24 protein-coding genes are annotated in these 23,483 nt (G+C 68.6%); 10 read left to right on the top strand and 14 right to left on the bottom strand.

Features of this window, described 5'->3' with window-relative positions; translation table 11 throughout:
- Positions 1-67 precede the first annotated feature (67 nt).
- From mutM to ACYVGY_RS08350, 3 genes are all read left to right on the top strand, one after another.
- The gene (gene mutM / locus ACYVGY_RS08340; protein WP_460457026.1) at positions 68-880 is read left to right on the top strand and encodes a bifunctional DNA-formamidopyrimidine glycosylase/DNA-(apurinic or apyrimidinic site) lyase; all 813 of its coding nucleotides are present in this window, start codon (positions 68-70) and stop codon (positions 878-880) included.
- Between the two features lie 126 nt (positions 881-1,006).
- Positions 1,007-1,570: an ECF-type sigma factor gene (locus ACYVGY_RS08345; RefSeq protein WP_460457027.1), complete on the top strand. Its 564-nt coding sequence runs from the start codon at positions 1,007-1,009 to the stop codon at positions 1,568-1,570.
- A gap of 13 nt (positions 1,571-1,583) precedes the next feature.
- A complete protein-coding gene (locus ACYVGY_RS08350; protein ID WP_460457028.1) occupies positions 1,584-4,394 on the top strand; it encodes a protein kinase domain-containing protein in 2,811 nt (936 codons plus the stop codon).
- Between the two features lie 45 nt (positions 4,395-4,439).
- Here ACYVGY_RS08350 and ACYVGY_RS08355 read toward each other — a convergent pair whose 3' ends face one another.
- The 9 genes from ACYVGY_RS08355 to ACYVGY_RS08395 form a co-directional block, all read right to left on the bottom strand.
- Positions 4,440-5,075 (bottom strand): thymidine kinase, encoded by a 636-nt coding sequence (locus ACYVGY_RS08355; protein ID WP_460457029.1) that lies wholly within the window; start codon positions 5,073-5,075, stop codon positions 4,440-4,442.
- 81 nt (positions 5,076-5,156) lie between these two features.
- On the bottom strand, positions 5,157-5,918 hold the full coding sequence (locus ACYVGY_RS08360; protein ID WP_460457030.1) for a hypothetical protein: 762 nt from the start codon (positions 5,916-5,918) through the stop codon (positions 5,157-5,159).
- Positions 5,919-6,005: 87 nt separating this feature from the next.
- Positions 6,006-6,719: a pseudouridine synthase gene (locus ACYVGY_RS08365; RefSeq protein WP_460457031.1), complete on the bottom strand. Its 714-nt coding sequence runs from the start codon at positions 6,717-6,719 to the stop codon at positions 6,006-6,008.
- 7 nt (positions 6,720-6,726) lie between these two features.
- On the bottom strand, positions 6,727-8,373 hold the full coding sequence (ubiB, locus tag ACYVGY_RS08370; RefSeq protein ID WP_460457292.1) for a ubiquinone biosynthesis regulatory protein kinase UbiB: 1,647 nt from the start codon (positions 8,371-8,373) through the stop codon (positions 6,727-6,729).
- Positions 8,374-8,408: 35 nt separating this feature from the next.
- Entirely contained in the window at positions 8,409-9,047 is a 639-nt protein-coding gene (locus tag ACYVGY_RS08375) for a ubiquinone biosynthesis accessory factor UbiJ (RefSeq protein WP_460457032.1), read from the bottom strand.
- Positions 9,048-9,081: 34 nt separating this feature from the next.
- The gene (locus tag ACYVGY_RS08380; protein WP_034212741.1) at positions 9,082-9,237 is read right to left on the bottom strand and encodes a DUF1328 domain-containing protein; all 156 of its coding nucleotides are present in this window, start codon (positions 9,235-9,237) and stop codon (positions 9,082-9,084) included.
- A 126-nt stretch (positions 9,238-9,363) separates the two neighbouring features.
- The gene (gene oleD, locus ACYVGY_RS08385; protein ID WP_460457033.1) at positions 9,364-10,365 is read right to left on the bottom strand and encodes a 2-alkyl-3-oxoalkanoate reductase; all 1,002 of its coding nucleotides are present in this window, start codon (positions 10,363-10,365) and stop codon (positions 9,364-9,366) included.
- The gene (oleC, locus tag ACYVGY_RS08390) at positions 10,362-12,032 is read right to left on the bottom strand and encodes an olefin beta-lactone synthetase (protein ID WP_460457034.1); all 1,671 of its coding nucleotides are present in this window, start codon (positions 12,030-12,032) and stop codon (positions 10,362-10,364) included. The genes oleD and oleC overlap by 4 nt, the downstream gene beginning before the upstream one ends.
- Before the next feature lies 1 nt (position 12,033).
- On the bottom strand, positions 12,034-12,963 hold the full coding sequence (locus tag ACYVGY_RS08395; RefSeq protein WP_460457035.1) for an alpha/beta fold hydrolase: 930 nt from the start codon (positions 12,961-12,963) through the stop codon (positions 12,034-12,036).
- A 105-nt stretch (positions 12,964-13,068) separates the two neighbouring features.
- On the opposite strand from ACYVGY_RS08395, the gene ACYVGY_RS08400 reads away from it, so the two are divergent.
- The 3 genes from ACYVGY_RS08400 to ACYVGY_RS08410 are packed head-to-tail and all read left to right on the top strand — an operon-like array spanning position 13,069 to position 16,191.
- Positions 13,069-14,286 (top strand): efflux RND transporter periplasmic adaptor subunit, encoded by a 1,218-nt coding sequence (locus tag ACYVGY_RS08400; RefSeq protein WP_460457036.1) that lies wholly within the window; start codon positions 13,069-13,071, stop codon positions 14,284-14,286.
- A 5-nt stretch (positions 14,287-14,291) separates the two neighbouring features.
- Positions 14,292-15,494: an ABC transporter permease gene (locus ACYVGY_RS08405; RefSeq protein ID WP_460457037.1), complete on the top strand. Its 1,203-nt coding sequence runs from the start codon at positions 14,292-14,294 to the stop codon at positions 15,492-15,494.
- Positions 15,487-16,191: an ABC transporter ATP-binding protein gene (locus ACYVGY_RS08410; RefSeq protein ID WP_460457038.1), complete on the top strand. Its 705-nt coding sequence runs from the start codon at positions 15,487-15,489 to the stop codon at positions 16,189-16,191. The genes ACYVGY_RS08405 and ACYVGY_RS08410 overlap by 8 nt, the downstream gene beginning before the upstream one ends.
- Positions 16,192-16,222: 31 nt before the next feature.
- Here ACYVGY_RS08410 and ACYVGY_RS08415 read toward each other — a convergent pair whose 3' ends face one another.
- From ACYVGY_RS08415 to ACYVGY_RS08425, 3 genes are all read right to left on the bottom strand, one after another.
- Positions 16,223-17,323, bottom strand: coding sequence for an NADH:flavin oxidoreductase/NADH oxidase (locus tag ACYVGY_RS08415; RefSeq protein ID WP_460457039.1), 1,101 nt, complete (start codon positions 17,321-17,323; stop codon positions 16,223-16,225).
- Complete coding sequence (locus ACYVGY_RS08420) at positions 17,320-18,312, bottom strand: LLM class flavin-dependent oxidoreductase (RefSeq protein ID WP_460457040.1); 993 nt, start codon at positions 18,310-18,312, stop codon at positions 17,320-17,322. The genes ACYVGY_RS08415 and ACYVGY_RS08420 overlap by 4 nt, the downstream gene beginning before the upstream one ends.
- 113 nt (positions 18,313-18,425) lie before the next feature.
- Positions 18,426-18,620 carry an oxidoreductase-like domain-containing protein gene (locus ACYVGY_RS08425; protein ID WP_460457041.1) on the bottom strand — a complete coding sequence of 65 codons (195 nt, stop codon included), beginning with the start codon at positions 18,618-18,620 and terminating at the stop codon, positions 18,426-18,428.
- An 86-nt stretch (positions 18,621-18,706) separates the two neighbouring features.
- On the opposite strand from ACYVGY_RS08425, the gene ACYVGY_RS08430 reads away from it, so the two are divergent.
- Positions 18,707-20,074 (top strand): M28 family metallopeptidase, encoded by a 1,368-nt coding sequence (locus tag ACYVGY_RS08430; protein WP_460457042.1) that lies wholly within the window; start codon positions 18,707-18,709, stop codon positions 20,072-20,074.
- A gap of 41 nt (positions 20,075-20,115) precedes the next feature.
- Here the strand turns inward: ACYVGY_RS08430 and ACYVGY_RS08435 are convergent, their stop codons facing one another.
- Both ACYVGY_RS08435 and ACYVGY_RS08440 read right to left on the bottom strand, forming a co-directional pair.
- A complete protein-coding gene (locus ACYVGY_RS08435; protein ID WP_460457043.1) occupies positions 20,116-20,349 on the bottom strand; it encodes a hexameric tyrosine-coordinated heme protein in 234 nt (77 codons plus the stop codon).
- Positions 20,350-20,444: 95 nt separating this feature from the next.
- Positions 20,445-20,864, bottom strand: a complete 420-nt coding sequence (locus tag ACYVGY_RS08440) for an Lrp/AsnC family transcriptional regulator (RefSeq protein WP_460457044.1) — start codon at positions 20,862-20,864, stop codon at positions 20,445-20,447.
- A gap of 131 nt (positions 20,865-20,995) precedes the next feature.
- On the opposite strand from ACYVGY_RS08440, the gene ACYVGY_RS08445 reads away from it, so the two are divergent.
- Genes ACYVGY_RS08445 through ACYVGY_RS08455 form a run of 3 tightly spaced genes read left to right on the top strand, consistent with a single transcriptional unit; the run spans position 20,996 to position 23,453 of the window.
- Complete coding sequence (locus tag ACYVGY_RS08445) at positions 20,996-22,048, top strand: ornithine cyclodeaminase (RefSeq protein WP_460457045.1); 1,053 nt, start codon at positions 20,996-20,998, stop codon at positions 22,046-22,048.
- A gap of 59 nt (positions 22,049-22,107) precedes the next feature.
- Positions 22,108-23,100, top strand: a complete 993-nt coding sequence (locus ACYVGY_RS08450; RefSeq protein WP_460457046.1) for an alpha/beta fold hydrolase — start codon at positions 22,108-22,110, stop codon at positions 23,098-23,100.
- Positions 23,097-23,453, top strand: coding sequence for a hypothetical protein (locus tag ACYVGY_RS08455; protein WP_460457047.1), 357 nt, complete (start codon positions 23,097-23,099; stop codon positions 23,451-23,453). The genes ACYVGY_RS08450 and ACYVGY_RS08455 overlap by 4 nt, the downstream gene beginning before the upstream one ends.
- Positions 23,454-23,483 lie beyond the last annotated feature (30 nt).

Below are 23,483 nucleotides of genomic sequence, written 5' to 3' on the forward strand. Positions count from 1 at the left end.
GCTAGCCCTGCGCCCCTGAACCGGCAATTCGCGCGGTCTTGGCCCGGTCGCCACCTACAATGCCGCCATGCCCGAATTGCCCGAAGTCGAGACCACCCGCCGCGGCCTGGCGCCACACGTCGAAGGCCGACGCATCACCGGCGTGGTCTTGCGCCGGCCGGACCTGCGCTGGCCGATCCCGCCCGAGGTGGCCCGCCATTTGCCCGGCCAAGCCGTACTGTCGGTGCGTCGTCGCGCCAAGTACCTGCTCCTCGATACCGCGCCCGGCAGCGCCCTGCTGCACTTGGGCATGTCCGGGATGTTGCGGGTGCTGCCTGCGCATACGCCGGTGGAAACGCACGACCACGTGGACCTGGCGCTGGATTCGGGGCGGGTGCTGCGCTTCACCGATCCCCGGCGGTTCGGCTGCCTGCTTTGGCAGCCGGCCGGCGAAACCCACGACCTGCTGGCGCACCTGGGCCCGGAACCGCTGTCGGACGACTTCGACGGGGACTACCTGCATTTCCGGAGCCGCGGTCGGAAGGCGCCGATCAAAGCCTTCCTGATGGACCAGGCGATCGTGGTCGGCGTTGGCAACATCTATGCTGCCGAAAGCCTGTTCCGGGCCGGCATCGCCCCCGGGCGTGCCGCCGGCTCGGTCAGCCGGGAGCGCTATGGCCGGCTGGCCTCGGCGGTCAAAACGATCCTGGCCCATGCCATCACCCGCGGCGGCACTACCTTGCGTGATTTTCTGAACGCGGACGGGGCGCCGGGCTATTTCGAACAGGAGCTGTTCGTGTATGGCCGCGAGGGTGAGCCGTGCAGGACATGCGGGCGGCCGATCAAGGATGGACGGATGGGGAATCGGGCAACGGCGTGGTGTTCGCGTTGCCAGCGATGAAGAGCTTTCGGGCCTGAAGGCCCTCCTACATCCGCGCGGATGTAGGAGGGCCTTCAGGCCCGAAAGCCGATCCTCGGCGGTTTCGCTATAGTGTCGGCGTCCCGCGCAGACGGGATCCGGGGAGCTATGAACGAAACAGCCGACATCACCCAGTGGCTTAGTGCCGCGCGCGGGGGCGACAAGTCAGCGCTCGATCGAGTGCTGGCGACGCTTTACCGTGAGCTGCACGGCATGGCACGGCGCCAGTTGGGCGGCCACCCGCATGGCCATACGCTCGACACCACCGCCCTGGTGCACGAGGCCTACCTCAAGCTGGCCGGCCGCGCCGAAGCCGAGTTCGAGGACCGTGCCCACTTCTTCGCCTACGCCGCCAGCGCCATGCGTTCGGTGGTGGTGGACTACGCCCGCCAGCGCATGGCGGTGAAGCGCGGCGGTGACCTGCACCGGGTCACCGACCTGCCTGAAGACGCCGGCGGCGGCATGCGCCTGGACGAGGACATGCTGGGCCTGGACGTGGCGCTCAACAAGCTCCACGACCTCGACCCGCGCCTGGCCCAGGTGGTCGAGATGCGCTACTTCGCCGGCCTGTCGGAGACCGAGATCGCCGGGCTGCTCAAACGCTCCGAGCGCAGCGTGCGTCGCGACTGGCAGAAAGCCCGCATGTTCCTCCTGGCCGCCCTGCAGGGCTGAGCCCGGGACGCGCGTGGACACCCAGCGCTGGTCCACGCTATCCGCCCTGCTCGACGAACTGCTGGAGCTCGAGCCCGGCGTCCGCGCACGCCGCCTGGATGAAGTCACCGCCGCCGACCCCGGCCTGGGCGAAGAGCTTCGGAACCTGATGGCGCTGGAGGAGGAACGACCGGACTTCCTCTCGCAATCGCTGGTGGATGCCGCGGCGTTCTCGCCCCAGCCCGGGCAGAAGATCGGTCCCTATCAACTCGAACGACCGCTGGGTGAAGGCGGCATGGGCCAGGTATGGCTGGCGCTTCGCGCCGATGGCCTCTACGACCGCCGGGTGGCGCTGAAGTTGCTGCGGCCGGGACTCGGCGACGCCGGCCTGCGCACCCGCTTCACCCGCGAACGCCAGATCCTGGCACGCCTGGGCCACGCCCACATCGCGCGCCTGCTCGACGCCGGCATCAGCAGCGACGGCCAGCCCTACCTCGCACTGGACTACGTGCAGGGCGAGGCGATCACCGACTACGCCCGCCAGCTGTCGCTGAGCACCAGCGCGCGACTGCGCCTGTTCCTGCAGGTGTGCGCCGCCGTTAGCCATGCCCATGCCAACCTCGTGGTGCACCGCGACCTGAAGCCCTCAAACATCATGGTCACCTCGGCCGGCGAGGTCTGCCTGCTTGATTTCGGCATCGCCAAGCTGCTCGACGAGTCCGCCAACGGCGACGCCGAGATCACCGGCACGGGCACCCGCGCGTTCACCCTGCACTACGCCGCACCCGAGCAATTGCGAAACGGCGTGATCACCACGATGACCGACGTGTATTCGCTGGGCGTGGTGCTGTATGAAATGCTGGTTGGCCGCAAACCCTACGACCCGGCCCGCGCCACCGACGCCGCCTTCGAAGAAGCGATCCTGAGCGGCGATCCGGTGCGTCCTTCGACCGCCGCCCTGCGCCTGGCCCGCGAGGCAGGCGCTGCCTACCCGCGCCGGCTTTCGGGCGAACTGGCGGGGGACCTCGACAACATCCTGCTCAAGGCGCTGGCGAAAACGCCCGAGGAGCGCTACGTCTCGGTGGAGGCGCTGGCCCAGGACCTGCGTCGCCACCTGGACGGCGAGCCGGTGCTGGCGCGACCGCAAAGCCTGGGGTATCGGACGGCAAAATTCGTTGGCCGCAATTCGCTGGGTCTGGTGGTGACGCTGTTCATGGCGGGCCTGTTGTTGGCGGCGCTGGGTTTCGTGTCGTGGCAGGCGCAACGTGCGATCGTTGAAGCGGAACGCGCTCAGGCGATGGAAGACTTCGTGGTGGCGCTGTTCGAGAACACCGACCAGGCCGGCAGTGGCGGCGGACTCGACGTACGCACGCTGCTGGAGGCCGGCGTGCGGCGTGCCGACACGGAGCTGCTTGGCCAACCTCAAGCTCGCGCCGAGCTGTTGGGGCTGGTGGTGCGGCTGCGCCAGGGTTTGGGCGACGACCGCGAGGCGCTGGAGCTGCTGGACCGACAGTCGCAGGTGCTGGGCACGCTGGCGGGTGAGGCACCGGCGCGGCTGGGCATCGAGGCCGCGGCGATGCGCGGCCGCAGCCTGCGCGCCCTGGGCCAGCCCGAGGTCTGCGTGCGCGCCCTGCTGCCCTGGCTGCCGGTCAGCCAGCAGCAGGCGGCAAGGCAGCCGCGCGAGGCCTCTGAATTCCTGTCGCAGCTGGGTCGCTGCCATCGTCGCCTGGGCGGCAGCGCGGTCGCGCGCGACCTTTTCGGCCAGGCGCTGGCGCTGCGGGAAGGTCCCGACTCCAAAGCGCTGCAGGCGGAAAGCCAGGCCGATCTCGCCGGTCTGCTGGCCGACGAAGGCCGCTATGCCGAAGCCATCCTGCAGCTGCGTTCGGCGCTGTCGCTGCTGCGCGCGAGCGGCGGCGACCGCAATGCGCTCGGCGTCGAGATCTGGCGCGAGTTAGGCGGCCTGCACCAGGCCATCGGCGATCCGGTGGAAAGCGAGTCCTCGTATCGCCAGGCGCTGGAGATCGCACTCACGCGCTTCGGCACCGGTCACCCTGCCAGCACCGGCGTGCAGCGACCCTTGGCCGTACTCTTGGTGCATACCGGAAAATTGGAAGAATCCGAGCGCCTGCTGCGCGCCGCGCACGAGCGCCTGCTTGCCCGCTTCGGCCCCGAACATCCGGAAGTGGCGTCTTCCTGGCAGCAGCTCGGCCGATTGTCCTGGGAGCAGGGTCGGGTGGCGCAGGCGCAGGATGCCTTCCAACGCAGCCTGCAGCTGCGCCGGCGGGGCAACGATCTCGATTCACGCTCCTCGGTGCTGTGCGACCTGGCCCAGATCCAGCTGGTGCTGGACCAGCCCGACGGCGCCGAACTCCTGGCCCTGGAATGCCACCAGCTGGCGCTGACCGACAGCCCCCTGCAGACCGCGCGCGCCGAGCTGCTGCTGGCCCGGGTGGCCACGGCCCGCCGCAATACCGAGGCCGCGATGTCGCTGCTGGCCTCGGCCGAACAGCGCCTGATGTCCACCGGGATGGCCAAGGGCAGCGACGACTACTTGGCGGTGGCGCTCGCGCGCACGCAGCTGCTGATAGACAGCGGCAACGTGCCGGGTGCGGACGCCGGCCTGCAGGCAATGCGCAACCTGCCCCGGGTGCGTCGCACCGAGCGCGATGCCTGGGACTGGCGAATCGGCGCCCTGCAGGCCCGTCTTCTCTGCCGCCAGGGCCGCAGCGGCGATGGCCGCGAACTGCGTCAGCAGATGCTGGACGAAGCCGGACTCGATCAGCCGGAGCGTCAACGGCTGGCGGTTGAAATCGCGGAGTTGTCGGCGGGCTGCGGCGTCGGCTGAGCCAATGCCCGGCCGCCACCGGCCCCCGGCACGGGTCTGGTTGCGCTATTTCTCGACACCACCCAGCGGCAGCTGGGGCTGCTGCAGGTCGATCACGCCCTCGCCGGCCATCACTTTCTTGAACTCGCCTCGGCTGACCGAGACATAGCGCTCGTTGCCGCCGATCTCCACTTGCGGGCCATCGGACAGCGCGCGGCCTTGTTCGTCCACGCGCAGCACCATGGTCGCCTTGCGGCCGGTGTGGCAGATGGTCTTGATCTCGACCAGGTTGTCGGCCCAGGCAAGCAGGTACTGGCTGCCTTCAAACAGCTCGCCGCGGAAATCAGTGCGCAAGCCATAGGCCAGCACCGGCACGTTCAGGCGGTCGACGATCTCGGTCACCTGCCAAACCTGGTGCTTGGACAGGAACTGGGCCTCGTCCACCAGCACGCAATGCAGTGGGCCGCGTGCATCCATGTCGGCGCGCACCAAGGCCAGCAGGTCGTCGTCGCGGCCGAAGATCGTGCCGCGGGCCTTGAGCCCGATGCGGGACGCCACCACGCCCTCGCCGAAACGGTCATCGAGACGCGGCGTCAGTATCAGCGTGCGCATGCCGCGCTCGTGATAGTTGTGCGCGCTCTGCAGCAGCGTCGTGGTCTTACCGGCGTTCATCGCCGAGTAGTAGAAGTAGAGCTTGGCCAAGGCAGCGGTCCGGAACGTGCGGACCGCCATTATCGCCGCGGCTGCCCACCCATTACCAAGGGGGCGGGCACCGCGCCGTCATCACTCGTTTTCGGGCATCGGCTCGGGCTCGGGCGTAGGCGGGGCCAGCTCGCCCATCGTCTGCATCGAACCGATCTCGACCGTGCCCTTGCCCTCGGTGGTCCAGTCGCTGTCCTGCAGGCTCCAGTACTTCTCCGGCTCCCAGAACTTCTCGTCGTAGAAGGTGCTGGCGTTGATCACCCGCGGGCCGTCCGGCGTCGGGATTTCGATCCGGGTATTGCCGGTGAAGCCAGTGCGGCTGCCGGTGGTGTTGCGGCGACGGAACTTCATCTCGCGCTCCAGGCGCGGCTTGGCGTACTTGTCGGCATAGGCCAGGAACAGGTCGTCGCCGATCGTCAGCGCCTTCGCCCGCTCGTCCTCGCTCAGGTCGGCCCAGTAGCGCTCGCGATGCACCACCATGGAGCGATAGCCACGCTCGGCGGCGATGTCCATCCAGATATAGGCGGCCGGACGATCCATGGCCACGCCCTCACCCTTCCACAGCATCTCGGCCACCATGCCCTGCGACGGCTTGTCGGCGTAGCGCGAGGCGCGGCGGAAGCGCACGAAGGCCTCTTCGTAATTGCCCTGGCGGTAGTGCCACAGCGCGGCCAGACGGTTGCGCAGGTCCGGGTGACCGCTCAGGAAGGCCTCGGAGGACATGATGACGCGGTCGCGTTCACCTTCAACGACCTCCTGTCGCGGTGCTTCATCCTTGGCAAAGGCAGGCACGGCGACAAGGCCCAGGGCGAGCGAAATCAGGAGGGGGCGAGCGAGTTTCATCAGTACTCCGGCCGGCTGGCCTGTCAGGGGGAGGGGTAAGCGGCGCCAAGATTGACGCCTGTCATTGGCTAAAGCATCGGCCGCAAGTCATGCCGGCGCGGTGAAGGAGGTCCAGCCGAGCCGGGCCATGGCCTGGTTCCAGCCCTCGTCGCCCGGCGCAGTCACCGACAGGCGGCGGCCGTCAAACGGGTGTGGGAAGGACAGCTGGTGGGCATGAAGAAGCATGCGATGGATGCCCATCATGCGAAAAGCCTGGTTGTGGCGACCATCGCCATGGCTGGAGTCTCCGACCAAGTGATGATGGATGTGCTTGAGGTGACGCCGGATCTGGCGGAACCGGCCGGTGCGCGGCGTGCAGCGCAGCAAGGCGTAACGCGAAGTCGGATGCTGGGCACTGGGCAGGTCCAGCTCGGCGGTGGCCAGGCAGGTGTAGTCGGTGACCGCCGGCTTTTTCTGCGGCTTGCCGGGGCCGCCGTCGAGCGGATGATCAATCGTGCCCTCGCTCGGATCGGGCCAGCCGCGGCAGACCGCCAGATAGCGCTTCTCGAAGGCCTGCGACATCAGCGCCTTGCCCAGCGTCGAGGCGCTGTCGCGATCGAAGGCCAGCAGCAGGCAGCCGCTGGTGGCGCGGTCGAGGCGATGGACCAGGAATACGGGGCGGCCAAACTGTTCGCGCAGGCGGTCGGCGGCGAAGTCAGTTTCGCCGCGGGCCAGGGCGCTGTCGTGCACCATCAGGCCGGCGGGCTTGTTGACTACCGCCAACTGCTCGTCGGCGTAGATCACGGGTAGCGCGAGCGTCACGACGACGCTAGCGCCGCGGCCAGGCGGCCAGGAACGCGCCGAACGCGCCCAGGCTGGCGATGCCGGCCGCGGCCGGGATGCCCAGCAGACGCGGGCCGCCGGCTTCCAGCCCCACCAGCACGGCGGCCACCACCATCAGGCCGGTGCCAAGGATGGCGTAGACCGTCTGCCGCTGGCCGGCGCGCGATATCCGCGCCAGCTCGGCCAGGTCTTCGCTGCGCATGTGGATGCTGTGCTGGCCGCGCACCTGCTGGGCCAGGAAGCTGTGGATCAGCCGGGGCATGTCGGGGGCGTGGGTGATCAGTTCGGGCAGGCGCTTGCGGAACTCGGCGCCCAGTGTCGCCGGGCTGTAGCGCTCGCGCAGGATCTTCTCCAGCACCGGCCGGGCCTCGGCCCAGATGTCGAGCTTGGGGTCGAGCTGGCGGCCCACGCCCTCGATATTGAGCAGGGTCTTTTGCAGCAGGATCAGCTGCGGCTGCAGGGTCAGCTCGTAGCGCTGGGCGGTCTTGAACAGCTTCACCAGCACCTCGCCCAGCGATATCTCGCTCAGCGGGCGGGTGAAGTAGGGCTCGCAGACCGAGCGCGTGGCGGCCTCGAGCTCATCAATGCGGATGTGCGAAGGCATCCAGCCGGCCTCGATGTGCAGCTCGGCAATGCGGCGGTAGTCGCGCTGGAAGATCGCCATGAAATTCTCGGCCAGGTAGTACTGGTCGCGGCGATCGAGCTGGCCGACGATGCCGTAGTCGATGGCGATGAAGCGAGGGTTTTCCTTGCGGGTCGCGTCCACCCAGATGTTGCCGGCATGGGCATCGGCGTGGAAGAAGTTGTCGCGGAACACCTGGGTGTAGAACACCCGCACGCCCTTGGCCGCCAGGGCCTTGCGATCGATGCCGGCGGCGTCCAGCGCCGCCACGTCGTCGGACGGAATGCCGCGCACGCGCTCCATGGTCAGCACGGTCTCGGTGCTGTAGTCCCAGAACACCTCGGGTACGTACAGGTCGTCGCTGCCCATCCAGGTGCGGCGCATCTGGCTGGCGTTGGCGCCCTCGCGCTGCAGGTCGAGCTCGGCGTACAGCGTCGCTTCGATTTCGGACACCACGTCCTGTGCGCGGATCTTCGCGGCATTGGGGTGGTGGCGATCGGCGAGGCCAGCCAGGGTGCGCAGCAGGTCGATATCGGCATCAATGCGGCCGCGGATATCCGGGCGCAGCACCTTGACCACGACTTCGCGGCCGTCATGCAAACGCGCGGCATGCACCTGCGCGATCGAAGCCGAGGCCAGCGGCGTCAGGTCGAACTCGGCGTAGATCTCGGCCACCGGCTGGCCCAGCGCCGCCTCGATCAGCGCCCGCGCCTGCTCGCCCGGGAAGGGGGCCACCCGGTCCTGAAGCAGGGTCAATTCGTCGGCGATATCCGGCGGCAGCAGGTCGCGGCGCGTGGACAGGACCTGGCCGAACTTGACGAAGATCGGACCCAACTCCTGCAGCGCATGACGAAGCCGCTGGCCCCGCGGCAAATCGACCGCCTCGCGCGCCGGCGTGATGGGCTTGAGCAGCCACAGCCAGCGCCGGAACGGGGTGTCGCGCAGGAAGTCGTCCAGCCTATGCCGCAGCAGCACGCGGGCAATGCCGACCGCACGCAGGCTGGCGGTCAGCCCGCGCGAGCCCCCGCGCACCAAACCCGCCGCGCTCATGCGCCCTGCCCCGCATCGAGGCGCGCGAATCGCGCCAGCAGGCGTTCGGCGCGATCACGCAGGTCGTCCACGTCGTCATGGAAGGCGCTGAGCTCGGCCTTGCCGACCAGGTCGCGCGATTCCTCGGTGAGGTAATCCACCGCGTCGCGGCTGAAGCCACGGGCGAACTCGCCGCCTGCGCGCAGTGCCTCGCGCAGGACGCGCGCGACCTGCGGACCGATCACCGGACCCAGCAGGTCGGCGAAAGGTTTGTCGAAATCGGGATCGAAGCGCTGGGCGAGGTGCTGAAGGGTGCGCGCCAGTTCGGCGTCACCATTGATGCGGACCTTGCCCACCGGCGGCGCGCCGCTGGCGCGCAGGAAAGGCAGCTGTGACAGCACGCCGGACAGTGTGGCGCGAATGCCCAGGTCCGGCTCGTCGGTGGGTGGACCCACCTGCAGTTGGCCCTCGTGGACGCGAATGTCCAAGGCGACCGGCGGCGCTTCCAGCGCCAGCCCGATACGACGACCGCCGAGTCGCGTGAGCGACTCGGCGGTGTCGGGATCCAGGGCCACCCATCGGTTGAGGGCCAGTTCCAGCGCGCGGCCGGCAAGCGGCTTGAGGGCATCGAGGGGGGAGGCTGAAGACTGCTTCATGCCGCCATTCTAGCCAACCGCCGGGCCGCGCGGTTTATGTGGCTTTCTTGAGGAAAGAAACCACGGCCAGGATCAGGAACACGACGAACAGCACCTTGGCGATGGTGGCTGCCATGCCGGCCAGGCCGCCGAAGCCGAGGACGGCAGCGATGATGGCGACCACGAGAAAGATCAGCGCGTAATGGAGCATGGATGCTCTCCTTGTTATTGGGGGGGTGCCTCTGATGGGCAAGACGACCCTAGTCCCTTTTTCCTGACCCGATCGTTAAACCCTGAATCGGCGTCAGCTACCGTTTAGCTGGGCCTTCACGTGACGCTAGCGAACGCCTTGGCGCCACCATGCGGCCAGGCGCTCAAGCCCTTCGGCCGTGCTTACACGGGGCACGTAGCCGAAGTCGCGCCGGGCGGCCGAGATGTCATACCAGTGCGGCGTAGAGAGCTGTTCGGCCAGGAAGCGCGTCATGGGCGGTTCGCCGCGCAGGCGCAGCAGGGTCCAGACGACTTCGAGCATGGCGCCGGCTGCAAAGGCCAGCGGGTAGGGCAGGCTGCCGCTGACCGGCGGCACGCCGGCGGCCACCAGCATGTCGTTGACGATCTGGCGCACGGGCCGCGGCTCACCGTTGGAAATGAAATAAGCGCGGCCTGCACAGGCCGCCCCCGGCGCCAACGCCCGGAAAGCATCCATATGCGCCTGGGCGGCGTTGTCGATGTAGGTGGTGTCCATGCGGTTGTGACCGCCGCCGACGAAACGCAGCCGTCCGGCCCGGGCGCGATCCACCAGACGCGGCAGCAGCTGGGTGTCGCCGGGACCCCAGATCAGCCGCGGCCGCAGCGCGACCGTGGCCAGCTCGGCGTCGTTGGCCGCCAGCACTTCACGTTCGGCAATCAACTTCGTGGCCGGGTACGGCGCCTTGAAGTGCTGGCCGTAGGGCGTGCCGGTCTCGTCGCCGCCTTCCACCGGCGTGCGCCCGCTGTGGGTGACGCTGGGCGTGGAGGTGTAGACCAGGCGGCCGATGCCGTGCGCACGCATCGCCGCCAGCACATTGCGGGTGCCCGTGACGTTGGCGCTGAAGTAGCTTTCCTCACTGCCCCAGGCGCCGGCCTTGGCGGCGTTGTGGAAAATCGCATCCTGGCCGGCAAAGGCGGCGTGCACCGCCGCCGCGTCGGCGAGGTCGCCGCGCACCTGGCGCACACCCATCGTCTCAAGCGCCGGCGAATGGCTGCGCTGGAAACTGGTGACGGAATGGCCTTCGGCCAGCAGCGCCCGGCACAGGGCCTGGCCCAGGAAGCCGGCGCCGCCGGTCACCAGCACCTTCATGCCTGGTCTCGCGGGGCATGCGCCTGCTTGGCGGCCCACCGCGCCAAGGACTCGCGGCCGATCTTGGCGTTGTGGCGGATATCCACCGGAAAGGCCGGATGGATCAGGAAGTCCTCGATGCGCGCGGTGTGCACGAAGCCCATGCCCAGGCGCCGGAGTTCGCTGATCACGCGTGGATGCGCCGATGCCGGCAGCCCCGGCGCGAGTTCGACGCACAGCACCGGCCGCTGCTCCGACGCCTCGCCCACGCCAACCAAGGCGGTGCGTGCGACCTCGGGATGCACGTTGAATACCGGCTCCACCTGTTCGGTGTAGAGATTGCCCAGCGCCGTGCGCACCCGATGCGACTTGCGGCCGCAAAACCAAAGGCGCCCTTCGGCGTCGAAGCGACCCAGGTCGCCCATGCGGTGGACTACGCGGGTGCTGCCATCGGGCAGTGTTTCCCGGATCTTGGCCAGCGCCGTGGCCTGCGGACGATTGAAGTACTCGTCGGTGGCGGTGGGCCCGGCGACGGTGATTTCGCCGATCGCCTCGGCGCCCAACACCTGCGCCTGCGACCAGTCGGCGATGGCCGCGTCGGTGATGGCGATGATGCGCACCTCGTTCGGCGGCACCGGCCGGCCGACGCAGGTGCCGGCGCCCTGCTCGGTCGCCTCGCGGGTGGACTGCAGTTCGCGGCCTTCGATCACCGCGACCGGCAGGCACTCGGTGGCGCCGTAGGGCGTCCAGAACTGAGCGTCCTCGGGCAGCAGGGCGCGGATGCGCGCGACCACGTCGGCCGGCACCGGCGCGCCGGCGGACGTGACGCGGCGAACGCCTTCGAGCTTCTGGCCGTGGTCGGCCAGCACCCGCATCAACGCCGGCGAGCCGAACAGCTGGTCCACGCCGAAGGTCTTGATCGCGTGCAGCAGCTTGCGCGGATCGGCCTTGGCCGGGCGGGTCGGATCCATGTCCGGGATGATCGAGCTCAGGCCCAGGGCCGGGTCGAACAGTGCGAACGGCGGGAAGGTCGGCATGTCCACGCCGCCGGGGCGGATGTCGAACGCATCGCGCAGCAGGTCCATCTGGGCCACGAAGTGACGGTGGCGATAAACCACGCCCTTGGGCACACCGGTGGAGCCCGAGGTAAACAGGATGGCGGCGACATCGTCGCCGGCCGTGTCGGCCAACTGCGGCCCCGCGCCGGCACCGGCCGCTTCCACCTCGGCCAGGCTCGCGCCGCCCCAGCCCCAGCGTCGGCCGACCGTGATGCGCGTGCGCGCCGACGGCGCCCAGCGCAGCAGCAGCCGCGCGAACTGCGCCAGCGGAATGCCGATGAACGCTTCGGGCCGGGCTTCGCCCAGGCACTGCTTGAGCGCGCGCTTGTCGATGCCCGGATCCACCAGCACCGGCACCGCGCCGGCCTTGAACAGCGCGAACATCAGCAGGAAGAACTCGGGCGAGGGCCGCACCATCACCACCGCCCGCGTGCCGCGACCGATGCCCTGCTTCGCCAGGCCCGCGGCGATGGCGTCGGAGCGACGATCGAGGTCGCGATAGCTCAGGGTCAGGTCGTGGCGGGCAAAGCCGTCGGGCCCGCGCGAGCCCGGGCAGCGCATGGCGATGCGGTCGGGCGCATCGGCGGCAAGCCGCGGCAGCGCGGCGGCGATGTTGCAGGCCGCCGTCATCTCACAGCAGGTTGCGGTCGAGGAAGTCGCGGATGCGCGGCACCAGCAGTTCGTACTTGTCTTCGAGCACGTAGTGGCCGGCGTCCTCGTAGACCTGTTTCTCGGCGCGCGGCAGCGCCTGTTCGAAGGTCTTCAGGAAATGATGATCGAACACGAAGTCCTGCAGGCCCCAGCCCAGGTAGGTCGGGCGGTCGGCGTAGGACGCCAGGCGCTTGCCGGCTTCCTCCACCACGTCCCAGGCGCGGTCGCCGGGCGCCAGCGGAATGTCCTGGACGAAACGCAGGGTGGAGATACGGTTCTTCCAGCTGTCGTAGGGCGCTTCGTAGGCCTTCTGCACGTCGGCCGGCATCTTGCGCACCACGCCCTGCCGGGTCGCGCCGCCGGCGAACGCGTTGAAACCGCGGATGGCGAGCGCGCCGAGGTTGTAGTCGCGGCCAAGCTTGAGCTGCCAGGGCATCGGCTTGCTGGGCGGCAGCGGGAAGGACGCGGTGTTGAGGATCACCAGTCGCTTGATGCGCGCCCCGTGCTTGAGCGCCCAGCCGAAGCCGATCATGCCGCCCCAGTCGTGCACCGCAAGCGTCAGGTCGTTGCCGACGTCGAGATGGCTCAGCAGGCGATCCAGGTCCTGGATGCGGCTGCGCAGCGTGTAGACGTAAGCCTTGTCGTCGGGCTTGTCGGACAGGCCCATGCCGATGTGGTCGGGCACGATGCAGCGGTAGTCGTCGCGCAGGCCCAGCACCAGGTGGCGCCAATAGTAGGACCACGACGGATTGCCGTGCAGCATGAGCACCGGATCGCCCTCGCCCTCGTCCAGATAGGACTGCGTGAGCCCGTTCGGATGCACGAACGACTTCGGGGTGAAGGGATAGTCCGGGAACGGACCCTTGGCGAGGACGCGGGCCTGTTCGGCGCTGAGGGTGGTCTGGTTCATGGGGCAGGATTCTACGCGAGGCCGGCGGCGCGAGGGCCGGGCGCGGACGGCTTCACGGTCCAGTGGGTATGGTGGCGGCTGCCCCACGCCGTCCGGAGTTCGTCCATGAAGCGCCCCCTCGTCATCGTAGCCTTGGTCCTGGTAGCGGCCATGCTGGGCTGGGTCGGGATCCAGAAGCTGCGCGGTCCGGTCCTGGATGGCTATCAGGTGACGGCTCAGCCGCTGGTGCAGACCGTGGTCGCCACCGGCCGGGTGGTGGCGGTATCACGCGCCCAGATTGGCAGCCCGATCACCGGCGTCCTGCTCGAGCGCCGGGTCAAGGAAGGCGATGCGGTACAGCCCGGCGATGTGCTGGCCGTAGTGCGCGCCGATGATCTGGAGGCCGCTGCACGCGAAGCGGAATCGGCCCTGGCCCAGCTTCAGGAATCCACCCGCCCCCAGGCCCAGGCCGCCCTGCGCGAAGCCGAGGCGCGGTTGGCCCAGGCCACGCGGGAAGCCGCGCGGCGGCGTGACTTGTTCGCCCGCCAGCTGATCGCCCGCGAAGCAATGGAACAGGCCGTCCAGGTCGAAACCACGGCCCGCGCCGCCGCCGAGCAGGCGCGTCTGGCGGCCAGCGCGCTGGCGGCTGGCAACCCGACCGAAGCCGCGGCCCGGGCCCGCCTTGAGACGGCACGCGCGCAGCTGGCGAAGACGATCATCCGGGCCGAAGTCGCCGGCACCGTGCTCACCCGCAACGCCGAGCCCGGCGACCTGGTGCAGCCCGGCCGCGTCCTGTTCGAGATCGCCCGCGCCGGCGATACCGAGGTGCTGGTGCCGCTGGACGAAAAGAATCTAGAGGTGCTGGCCCTGGGCCAGCCGGCGATGTGCGTGGCCGACGCCTATCCGTCGCGGCCCTTCCCGGCCCAGGTGAGCTTCATCGCGCCGAGCGTGGATCCGCAGCGCGGCTCGGTGGATATCCGGCTGACGGTGACGCCGGTGCCCGATTTCCTGCGCCAGGACATGACCGTGTCGGTGAACGTGGAGACCGGCCGTCGCGACCGCGCCGTGGCGGTCCCCAACGACGCGCTGGGCGCGGTGGACGGTGACCGCGCGCAGCTGTGGCTGGTCGTGGACGGCAAGGCCACACGGCGCGAAGTGACGCTGGGCCTGCGCGGCCTGGCCATGACCGAGGTCACCGAGGGGCTCGCCGCCGGCGACTGGGTCGTGGCCGACGCCGCGGCGCCGGTGGAGGAAGGTGCGCGCATTCGCGTCCGCGACACCACGCTGGCCGGCGATGCCAACGAGACCGCCACCCGCAACGAAACGCCGGCCAAGTTCGACTGACGCCGATGTGGATCGAATGGACCATTGCGACCAAGTTCCTGCGCGAAGGCAAGGCGCAGAGCACGCTGATCCTGGTCGGCATCGCGGTGGGCGTGGCGGTCATCGTGTTCCTGACCGCACTGATCACCGGCCTGCAGGACAACATCATCGACCGCACCCTGGGCACCCAGGCGCACATCCGCGTGCAGCCCACGGAAGAGTCCAACCGCATCCTTGAACCCGGCGACGGCAGCCTGCAGCTGGTGCTGGAGAACAAGCGCGCGCAGCGCCTGCGTTCGATCAACAACTGGCAGCAGGTGCGCGACGTGCTCGACACGCTGCCGCAGGTCAGGGCGGTGTCGCCGGTGATCTCGGGCCCGGCCTTCGCCCGCCGCGGCGAGGCTCTGGAGTCGGTGGCCTTGGTCGGTATTGATGCGGCGCGCTACCAGCGCATCATTCCGATCCAGGACGACGTGATCGCCGGCGTGTTCCGCATTGGCGCCGGCGACACCGTGATCGGCAAGCAGCTGGCGGCCGACCTGGGCCTGCGGGTGGGCGACAAGCTGCGGCTCGACGGCGGCCAGGGTCGCGAGAGCGTGGTCAACGTGGCCGGGATTTTCGAACTGGGCGTGCGCGAGCTGGACGCGCGCTACGTCTACCTGGACATGAAGCAGGCGCAATCGCTGCTCAACCTGCCCGGCGCCGCCACCGTGATTGATGTCACGGTGGACGACATCTTCGCCGCGCAGCCGATTGCGGCGCGCATCGCCCGGCTCACCGGCCTGAAAGCCGAGAGCTGGATGGAGACCAACGCACAGTTGATGAACGCACTGCGTTCGCAGAGCCTGAGCACGCAGATGATCAGCGTCTTCGTCGCGCTGAGCGTAGCGCTTGGCATCGCCAGCGTGCTGTCGGTGAGCGTGGTGCAGCGCACGCGCGAGATCGGCATCCTGCGCGCGATGGGCACCACCCGACAGCAAATGCTCCAGGTGTTCCTGATCCAGGGCGGTCTGTTCGGCCTGGCCGGTTCGCTGATTGGCGGGCTGGCGGGCTATGCGCTGGTCGGTGCGTTCAACACCTTCGGGCCGAAACTCTTCTACATCCCGGTTGATCCGCTGCTGCTGGTCGCCGCGGCCGTGCTGGCCACGGTGACCGGCATCGTGTCGGCGGCGATTCCGGCGCGGCGGGCGTCGGGCCTGGATCCGGTGGAGGCGATCCGTCATGTCTGAGCACAACGCCGACCAGGAAGTGCTGCGGCTCGAGGGGCTCAAGAAGAGCTACAACGTCGGCAAGCCGACCGAGGTGGAAGTGCTGCATGGCCTGGACCTGCGGCTTCAACGCAAGGACTTCGCGGCGCTGGTGGGCGCGTCGGGCTCGGGCAAGAGCACGCTGCTCAATGTCATCGGCCTGCTGGACAAGCCCACGGACGGCGAGCTTTTCCTGCTGGGCGACGCCACCCGCGCCATGGACGATGGTCGCCGCACCGCGCTGCGCGGCAGTGCCATCGGTTTCGTATTCCAGTTCCACCATTTGATCCAGGCCTTCACCGCGCTGGAAAACGTGCTGATGCCGCTGATGGTGTCCTCGGGCAAACCCACGCCCGAACAGCTGCAGCGCGGCCGTGGGCTGCTGGCGGATGTTGGCCTGGCGGGACTGGAACACCGCAAGCCCGACCAGCTTTCCGGCGGCCAGCAGCAGCGTGTGGCCGTTGCCCGCGCGCTGATCACCCGGCCGGCCTTGCTGCTGGCCGACGAACCCACTGGCAACCTCGACAGCAAATCGGCGGCAGAAGTGTTCGAGCTGTTCCGCAAGTTCAACCGCGAGTTTGGCTGCGCGGTGCTGCTGGTAACGCACGACCATCGCCTGTCGGAGCAGTGCGACCGCACCCTGGTGTTGGAAGACGGTCGACTCGCATCCGACCGCTGAGGGCTCGGCCAGGTTCCAGCCGGAACCTTTTTTACTTCAAAAGATTCGGGAATTCACGCGGCTGAGAGCGCAGGTATTGCGGCGGTGCGCTGACGCTGGCACCCAAGTGCGCCGCGGCGTGCCAGGGCCAGCGCGGGTTGTAGAGCATGGCGCGGGCGATCGCGATCAGGTCGGCGTCGCCGGCGGCCAGGATCGCTTCGGCCTGGTCGAAATCGGTGATCAGCCCGACGGCCACCACCGGGATTTCGACCGCCTGCTTCACCGCGCGCGCCAGCGGCACCTGGTAGCCCGGACCGACGGGAATGTCCTGCGCGGGGTCGAGGCCACCGCTGGACACGTGGATGGCGCTGCAGCCACGCGCTTCGAGCGCCTTCGAGAAGGCGACGGTCTGCTCGATATCCCAGCCGCCGGGCACCCAGTCGGTGCCGGACAGCCGCACGCTCACCGGGCGCTCGGCCGGGAAGGCGGCCCGCACGGCGTCGAAGACTTCCAGCGGGAAGCGCATGCGGTTTTCGAGCGAGCCGCCGTATTCATCCTCGCGATGATTGGCGAGCGGCGACAGGAACTGGTGCAGCAAGTAGCCGTGGGCGGCGTGGATCTGCACCGCGTCGATGCCCAGGCGGGCGCTGCGGCGGGCCGCGGCGGCGAAGGCCTCGCGGATGGCGTCGAGGCCAGCGCGGTCGAGCGCCACGGGCGCGGCGTCGCTGTCCTTGAATGCCTGCGCGGATGGCGCCACGGTCTGCCAGCCGTTCTCATGCCCGGGCCGGAGCTGGCCACCGCCTTGCCAGGGCAGATCGGTGGACGCCTTGCGACCGGCATGCGCCAGCTGGATCGCGATCGGCATCTTCGACCAGCGGCGCACGCTGGCCAGCACCGCGCCCATCGCTGCTTCGGTGGCATCGTCCCAGAGGCCGACGTCGGCATAGGAAATGCGTCCCTCGGGAACGACCGCCGTGGCTTCGATCGTGAGCAGGCCCGCGCCCGATAGCGCCAGATGACCCAGGTGGATCTGGTGCCAGTCGGTCATTCGCCCGTCCACGGCCGAGTACTGGCACATCGGTGCGATGACGATGCGGTTGGCCAGCTTGAGTGTGCCGGCGTCCAGCGGTTCGAAGAGTTTCGGCAGGCTCATTGCTTCCAGGTGTCCATGGCGAGTTCGAAAGAACGCACGCGCGCAGCGTGGTCGAAGATGTTGGCGGTCAGGATCAGCTCGTCGGGCCGATAGCGGTCGACGAAGGCCTGCATCGCCGCGCGCACGGTGACCGGCGCGCCGACGGCGCGGCAGGCCAGGGTGCTGTCGATCATGTGTCGCTCCGCCGGGCTGCAGTAGTCGTTGATGGCCGCTGCGTTTTCCAGCGGCGGTGGCACCAGGCCAGGACGGCCGCGGCGAAGGTTCACGAAGGCCTGCTGCTGGGTAGTGAACAGCCGACCGGCTTCTTCATCGGTATCGGCCGCCACCACGTTCAGCGCCAGCATCACGTGCGGCTGCGCCAGCCGCGCCGAAGGTTTGAAATCGCGGTGGTAGACCGCCAGCGCCTGGTCCAGCGCATCGGGCGCGAAGTGCGAGGCGAAGGCATAGGGCAAGCCCAATGCCGCCGCGAGCTTGGCGCCGAAAAGACTCGAGCCCAGGATCCAGGTCTCGATAGCGACGCCGGCGCCCGGCACGGCCTGCACCGTCTGGCCGGGCTCCGCGGGTTCGAAGTAGCGCAGGAGCTCGACCACGTCGGCGGGGAACTCTTCGGCATTGGCGTAGTAGCGGCGCAAGGCCTGCGCGGCCGCCTGGTCGGTACCTGGCGCGCGGCCCAGGCCAAGATCGATGCGGCCGGGAAACAGCGTGCCCAGGGTTCCGAACGCCTCGGCCGCCTGCAGCGGGGAATGATTGGGCAACATGATGCCGCCGGCGCCGACGCGGATCGTAGTCGTGCCGCCCGCGACGTGACCGATCAGCACCGCCGTGGCGGCGCTGGCGATGCCCGGCATGTTGTGGTGCTCGGCCAGCCAGTAGCGCCGGTAGCCCAGGCGTTCACCGGCCCGCGCGAGATCGAGCGCGTTGGCGAAGGTCTGCGCCGGCGTGCTGCCGACCGTGACGGGCGCGAGGTCGAGAATGGAAAGTGGGGTCATCGTGGCGCCTCGGGGGACAGGATCCTTTGATGGGGTCCGACGAGCTCACCCGCAAGGCGCAGCATGACGCGCGAGTCCCGGTTCGCCGTGAACGCTGTGTCGCAGGCGGCCGGTCAGCTTGGCCGGGGCGAATGCGCCGCGTCCCACGCCGCAAGCAGCTGCTCGTAATGCGCCAGCTCGTCTGCATACACGTCGTATACGCACCGGTCGCAACCGCTGTCGCAGCAGTCGGACGGCAGCGGCTTCTCCGGCGCCACCGGCTTCGCCGTGGGCGGCGCGGGCAGCGGTTTGTGTTTGGCGTCAACCATGGCGACAGGATACCGACCCCGGCGCGTGCTTGACGGCCTGGACACCGGATTTGCGGTAGCGTGTTATCGCCCAACCGGAGACGCCCATGCCCCGCACCCTGTTTGCCATCGCCTGCCTGGCCGCCGGCCCCGCCTTCGCCCAGTCCGCGCCGCCGCCGGCGGAGAACATGGCGCTTCATGAAATCGGTACGGCGCCATCGCCAGTTCGGATCGAAGCCGACATTCGCAAGCTGGTTTCCTTCGGCACCCGCCACACGCTCTCAAGCCAGACCGATCCCGAGCGCGGCGTCGGTGCGGCCACGCGCTGGATCCACGACGAGTTTGAGCGCATCTCGCGCGACTGCGGCGGCTGTTTGGAAGTGCGCGAAGTGCGCGGCACCGTCGAGGGCGAACCACGCATACCGGGCCCACTGGACGTGGTCAGCGTGATCGCCATCCAGCGCGGTAGCCGCGACCCCGGCCGCTACGTGCTGATGAGCGGCGATATTGATTCGCGCGTTACCGACGTGATGAACGCAGAACTCGATTCGCCGGGCGCGAACGACAATGCCTCGGGCGTGGCCGGCACGCTGGAAGCGGCGCGGGTGCTGACCAAGTACACGTTCCCCGCCTCGATTGTCTACGCGGCCTTCTCCGGCGAGGAACAGGGCCTGTTCGGCGGCAAGATCCTCGCTGAAGAGGCCAAGCGCGACGGCTGGCGCATCCAGGCCGTGCTCAACAACGACATGATCGGCAACATCGCCGGCATCAACGGCGTGATCGACAACACCACCGCCCGTGTTTTTGCCGAAGGTACGCGGATGACCGAGACCCCGGAAGAGGCCCGCCAGCGCCGCTTCACCGGCGGCGAGGTCGACTCGCCGACCCGCAACCTCGCGCGTTACATCGACCGCATGGCCGACTACGTGCCCAACCTCGACGTGATGATGATCTATCGCCTCGACCGCTTCGGACGCGGCGGCCACCACCGTCCGTTCAACGACGTGGGTTACCCGGCGGTGCGCATCATGGAAACCAACGAACACTACGACCGCCAGCACCAGGACCTGCGCACTGAAGATGGCCGCGTTTATGGCGACACCATCGAAGGCGTGGACTTCGACTACGCCGCCAAGCTCACCGCGCTCAATGCGGTCAGCCTGGCCGGCATGGCCTGGGCGCCGCCGCCGCCGGCGGACGTGAGCATCTCGGGCGCGGTCACCGCGGACACCACGCTCAAGTGGACGCGGCCGTCCGGTCCGCAGGCCGCCGATCTCGCCGGCTACCGGGTTTACTGGCGCCTGACCACCGACGCCCAGTGGACAAAGAGCCGCTGGGTCGGCGACCTCAGCGAGTACACGCTAAAGAACGTCGTGATCGACAACTACTTCTTCGGCGTCGCGGCGGTGGCGAAGGACGGCAGCGAGAGCCCGGTGGTATTCCCCGGCGCGGCGGGCAGCTTCGGCGGCTACTGAGGCTTACTCAGGACCTTTCGGCATCGCCGTGGAGGTGCCGGTTACTTGCGCCAGTAGTTGTTCGCGGCCGCGATGGTGGCGAATTCGGTGGCGACCACCTGGCCGACGCTGATCAGCATGGCCGGGTCGTTGGCGTAGATATCACGCATCCGGCCGCGGGCCTCGTCGTCGGGCTGGGTGGCTTTGATCACGAGTCGCGACATCTTGATAGCCAGGGCGCGGCCTTCCTCGGGGCTGGCGGTGATCAAGGTGTTGTTGGGAACAAGCGTGGTCATCGTGGTTTCTCCTTGCGGGCAAAGAAATTCGCGCCAGATCGTTCCGGTCGAGTCTAGGCGGGCCCCGGCCGGTAAACAAACCGGGCCGTATGCGCTCAGCCGCGCAGGGTCTGCAGATGCACGCTGGTCTCGCTGGCGCTGATGCCCTCGATGCCGCGGATGCGTTCGAGCACGGCCGAGAGTTCGGCCAGGCTGCCCACGCGCAGCTCGGCCAGCAGGTCCCAGCGGCCGTTGGTGTCGTGCAGGGCGGCGACGCCGGGCTCGCCGAGCAGGGCGCGGATGACGCGATGCTGGTTGCCCTCCACCGCCAACGAAGTCCAGGCGCAGATCTCGTCCGGCGCCGCATCGGGGCGCAGCCGCACCGTGTAGCCGGTGATCACGCCATCGCGCTCTAGCCGGGCCATGCGGTTGGTGACGGTGCCGCGAGACACGGCGAGGGCCTGCGCCAAGTCGGCGACGGGGGCCCGGGCGTTGTGGCGGAGCTTGGCGAGCAGGCGGTGGTCGAGATCGTCCATTTCTGTCGTTCCGGCAACTGTTCCTGTCGTTTTATCAGGTTTCTGGCTAAAACGTGGCATTACTGCCGTTTCGCGCTGTCGCCGGGATCCGGACAATGGCAATTACTGACCCACCTTTCCGGAGACCGCCCATGGCCATGACCCAGCTCACCACCCAAGACCTCACCCGCATCGTCGCCAGCAAGGGCCTGCCGAGCCTGCTCGGCCGCCTGGTGGAGTACGTGGAAGCCGACTTCCGCCGCTGGCCCGAGTTCGACAAGAGCCCGCGCACCGCGGCGCACTCCGAAGGCGGCGTGATCGAGCTGATGCCGGTCTCGGACGCCAAGGAGTTCAGCTTCAAGTACGTCAACGGCCACCCGGGCAACACCAAGCTGGGTCTGTCCACCGTCGTCGCGTTCGGCGTGCTGGCCGACATGGACACCGGTATGCCCACCGTGATCAGCGAACTGACCCTGACCACCGCCCTGCGCACCGCCGCCACCTCGGTGATGGCCGCCAAGCTGTTGGCGCGCAAAGATTCCAAGACCATGGCCCTGATCGGCAATGGCGCCCAGAGCGAATTCCAGGCGCTGGCCTTCCATCACCTGCTGGGCATCGAGGAAGTGCGCGTGTTCGACGTGGACAGCGCCGCCACCGACAAGCTGGTGCGCAACCTGGCCAAGGCCGCGCCGGCACTGCGCGTGCTGCGCAGCGCCAGCATTGCCGAGGCCGTGCGTGGCGCCGACATCGTCACCACCGTCACCGCCGACAAGGCCAACGCCGACATCCTGACGCCGGAGATGATCGAGCCGGGCATGCACATCAACGGCGTCGGCGGCGATTGCCCGGGCAAGACCGAGATGTCGCCGGACGTGGTGTCGATGGCATCGGTGTTCGTCGAGTTCGAGCCGCAGTCGCGGATCGAGGGCGAGCTGCAGCAGATGCCGGCCGACTTCGCGGTCACCGAGCTGTGGGAAGTACTGACGCTGAAGACCGCCGGCCGTCGCAGTGCGGTTGAAGTCACGCTGTTCGATTCGGTCGGCTTCGCGCTGGAGGACTACTCCGCGCTGCGCCTGGTGCGCGACTGTGCCAAGGAACTCGGCCTGGGCCACGAAGCCGGCCTGATCCCGGCCCTGCAGGACCCGAAGGACCTGTTCGGCGAGCTGGCCGCGGCGCCGGCGATCGCGCGGCTGCAGGCCGCCTGATCCACGACAAAGGTTCGCGCTAAGCTGGCCCCGTCTTCCACCGACGGGGCCGCTTTGTGATGAAACGCCGCACCTTGTTTCGCGCCAGCGCACTGCTGGTCCTGCTCGCCGGCATCGTCGCGCTGGCATCCGTGTGGGAGCCCGACCGCAGCGTGGAATCGCTGACGCCGAAGTGGGCGCCGCCGCCCTCGCAGTTCATCGCCCTCGACGGCATGCAGGTACACCTGCGCGACGAAGGCCCGCGCGATGACGACGAGCCGATCCTGCTGCTGCACGGCACCTCGGCCAGCCTGCATACCTGGGACGGTTGGGTGGAAGACCTCGCGCAGGACCGGCGCGTCATCCGGGTCGATCTACCGGGCTTCGGCCTGACCGGACCCGACCCCGCGAGCCGCTATGACGTGGCGTCCTACGCCCGCTTCGTAGTTGGCGTGATGGACCAACTGCAGGTCGAGCGCGTGGTGCTGGCCGGCAACTCTTTGGGCGGCCAGATCGCCTGGAAGACCGCACACGACCATCCCGCCCGCGTCAGCAAACTGATCCTGGTGGATGCCGCCGGCTACGCCTACGAACCGGAATCCGTGCCGGTCGGCTTCCGCCTGGCCCGGAACCCGCTGTTCGCACCCCTACTGACCCGCATCCTGCCGCGAAGCACCGTCGCGGCGAGCCTGCGTGATGTCTACGGCGACCCGGCACGCGTCAACGAAGCCCTCGTGGATCGCTACTTCGAACTCACCCTGCGCGCCGGCAATCGCGGCGCCATCGCGGAGCGCTTCGAACAGATGCCCCTGGACGCCCATGAAGACGAGATCCGGGACGTGAAGCAAGCGACCCTGGTCCTTTGGGGCGGCAAGGACCGACTGATCCCGCTGAAGTTTGGCGAGCGGTTCGCGCGGGATCTGCCGGATGCGCAGCTGGTGGTGTTCGACGACCTGGGGCACGTGCCGCAGGAAGAGGATCCGGTGGCGACGGTGCGGGCGGCGCGTACGTTTTTGGCGGAAACCCTTTCCCCCCGCGACACCTCTGATTCCGGTCGCTTGGAAAAACCATGAACCCATTCAAGCGCTATCCGAGGTCGACGGCTTTCGTATTCAGCGGTTTCGCGCCCATCGCGAGCTACCTCGCCCTGGTCCTGTTTGCGGGCGGCGCCGCCCCTTGGGTGGCACTCGCACTCATCCCGCTTCTCGGGTTTGGCCTGGGCATGCTGGTATCGAACCCAACCGGCCCGGTCACCGCTGGCCGCATCACGGTTGCCGCGCTGATTGGCCTGTCCATGCCCTGGCTCTTGCTGGTCCTGTTTACGTTTGGCGGCGCCTTGCTCGGTGCACCGATCATCGCGGCCTACGCCGCCGCAGTACATTTCGGCCAGCGCGTCGCGGCACGCAAGCCAGCGTTGACGAATTGACTCCGGCTGGCTGCGCTACTCAAGCGTTGC

Source organism: Arenimonas alkanexedens (assembly GCF_054781355.1).

Coding starts and splice junctions, on each gene's coding strand:
- oleC (WP_460457034.1), bottom strand. CDS start 12,032: ATGACGGCGGCCTGCAACATCGCCGCCGCGCTGCCGCGGCTTGCCGCC.
- ACYVGY_RS08395 (WP_460457035.1), bottom strand. CDS start 12,963: ATGAACCAGACCACCCTCAGCGCCGAACAGGCCCGCGTCCTCGCCAAG.
- ACYVGY_RS08345 (WP_460457027.1), top strand. CDS start 1,007: ATGAACGAAACAGCCGACATCACCCAGTGGCTTAGTGCCGCGCGCGGG.
- ACYVGY_RS08375 (WP_460457032.1), bottom strand. CDS start 9,047: ATGAAGCAGTCTTCAGCCTCCCCCCTCGATGCCCTCAAGCCGCTTGCC.
- ACYVGY_RS08440 (WP_460457044.1), bottom strand. CDS start 20,864: ATGGACGATCTCGACCACCGCCTGCTCGCCAAGCTCCGCCACAACGCC.
- ACYVGY_RS08420 (WP_460457040.1), bottom strand. CDS start 18,312: ATGACCCCACTTTCCATTCTCGACCTCGCGCCCGTCACGGTCGGCAGC.
- ACYVGY_RS08455 (WP_460457047.1), top strand. CDS start 23,097: ATGAACCCATTCAAGCGCTATCCGAGGTCGACGGCTTTCGTATTCAGC.
- ACYVGY_RS08445 (WP_460457045.1), top strand. CDS start 20,996: ATGGCCATGACCCAGCTCACCACCCAAGACCTCACCCGCATCGTCGCC.
- ACYVGY_RS08400 (WP_460457036.1), top strand. CDS start 13,069: ATGAAGCGCCCCCTCGTCATCGTAGCCTTGGTCCTGGTAGCGGCCATG.
- oleD (WP_460457033.1), bottom strand. CDS start 10,365: ATGAAGGTGCTGGTGACCGGCGGCGCCGGCTTCCTGGGCCAGGCCCTG.
- ACYVGY_RS08425 (WP_460457041.1), bottom strand. CDS start 18,620: ATGGTTGACGCCAAACACAAACCGCTGCCCGCGCCGCCCACGGCGAAG.
- ACYVGY_RS08410 (WP_460457038.1), top strand. CDS start 15,487: ATGTCTGAGCACAACGCCGACCAGGAAGTGCTGCGGCTCGAGGGGCTC.
- ACYVGY_RS08430 (WP_460457042.1), top strand. CDS start 18,707: ATGCCCCGCACCCTGTTTGCCATCGCCTGCCTGGCCGCCGGCCCCGCC.
- ACYVGY_RS08360 (WP_460457030.1), bottom strand. CDS start 5,918: ATGAAACTCGCTCGCCCCCTCCTGATTTCGCTCGCCCTGGGCCTTGTC.
- ACYVGY_RS08435 (WP_460457043.1), bottom strand. CDS start 20,349: ATGACCACGCTTGTTCCCAACAACACCTTGATCACCGCCAGCCCCGAG.
- ACYVGY_RS08405 (WP_460457037.1), top strand. CDS start 14,292: ATGTGGATCGAATGGACCATTGCGACCAAGTTCCTGCGCGAAGGCAAG.
- ACYVGY_RS08450 (WP_460457046.1), top strand. CDS start 22,108: ATGAAACGCCGCACCTTGTTTCGCGCCAGCGCACTGCTGGTCCTGCTC.
- ACYVGY_RS08415 (WP_460457039.1), bottom strand. CDS start 17,323: ATGAGCCTGCCGAAACTCTTCGAACCGCTGGACGCCGGCACACTCAAG.
- ACYVGY_RS08380 (WP_034212741.1), bottom strand. CDS start 9,237: ATGCTCCATTACGCGCTGATCTTTCTCGTGGTCGCCATCATCGCTGCC.
- mutM (WP_460457026.1), top strand. CDS start 68: ATGCCCGAATTGCCCGAAGTCGAGACCACCCGCCGCGGCCTGGCGCCA.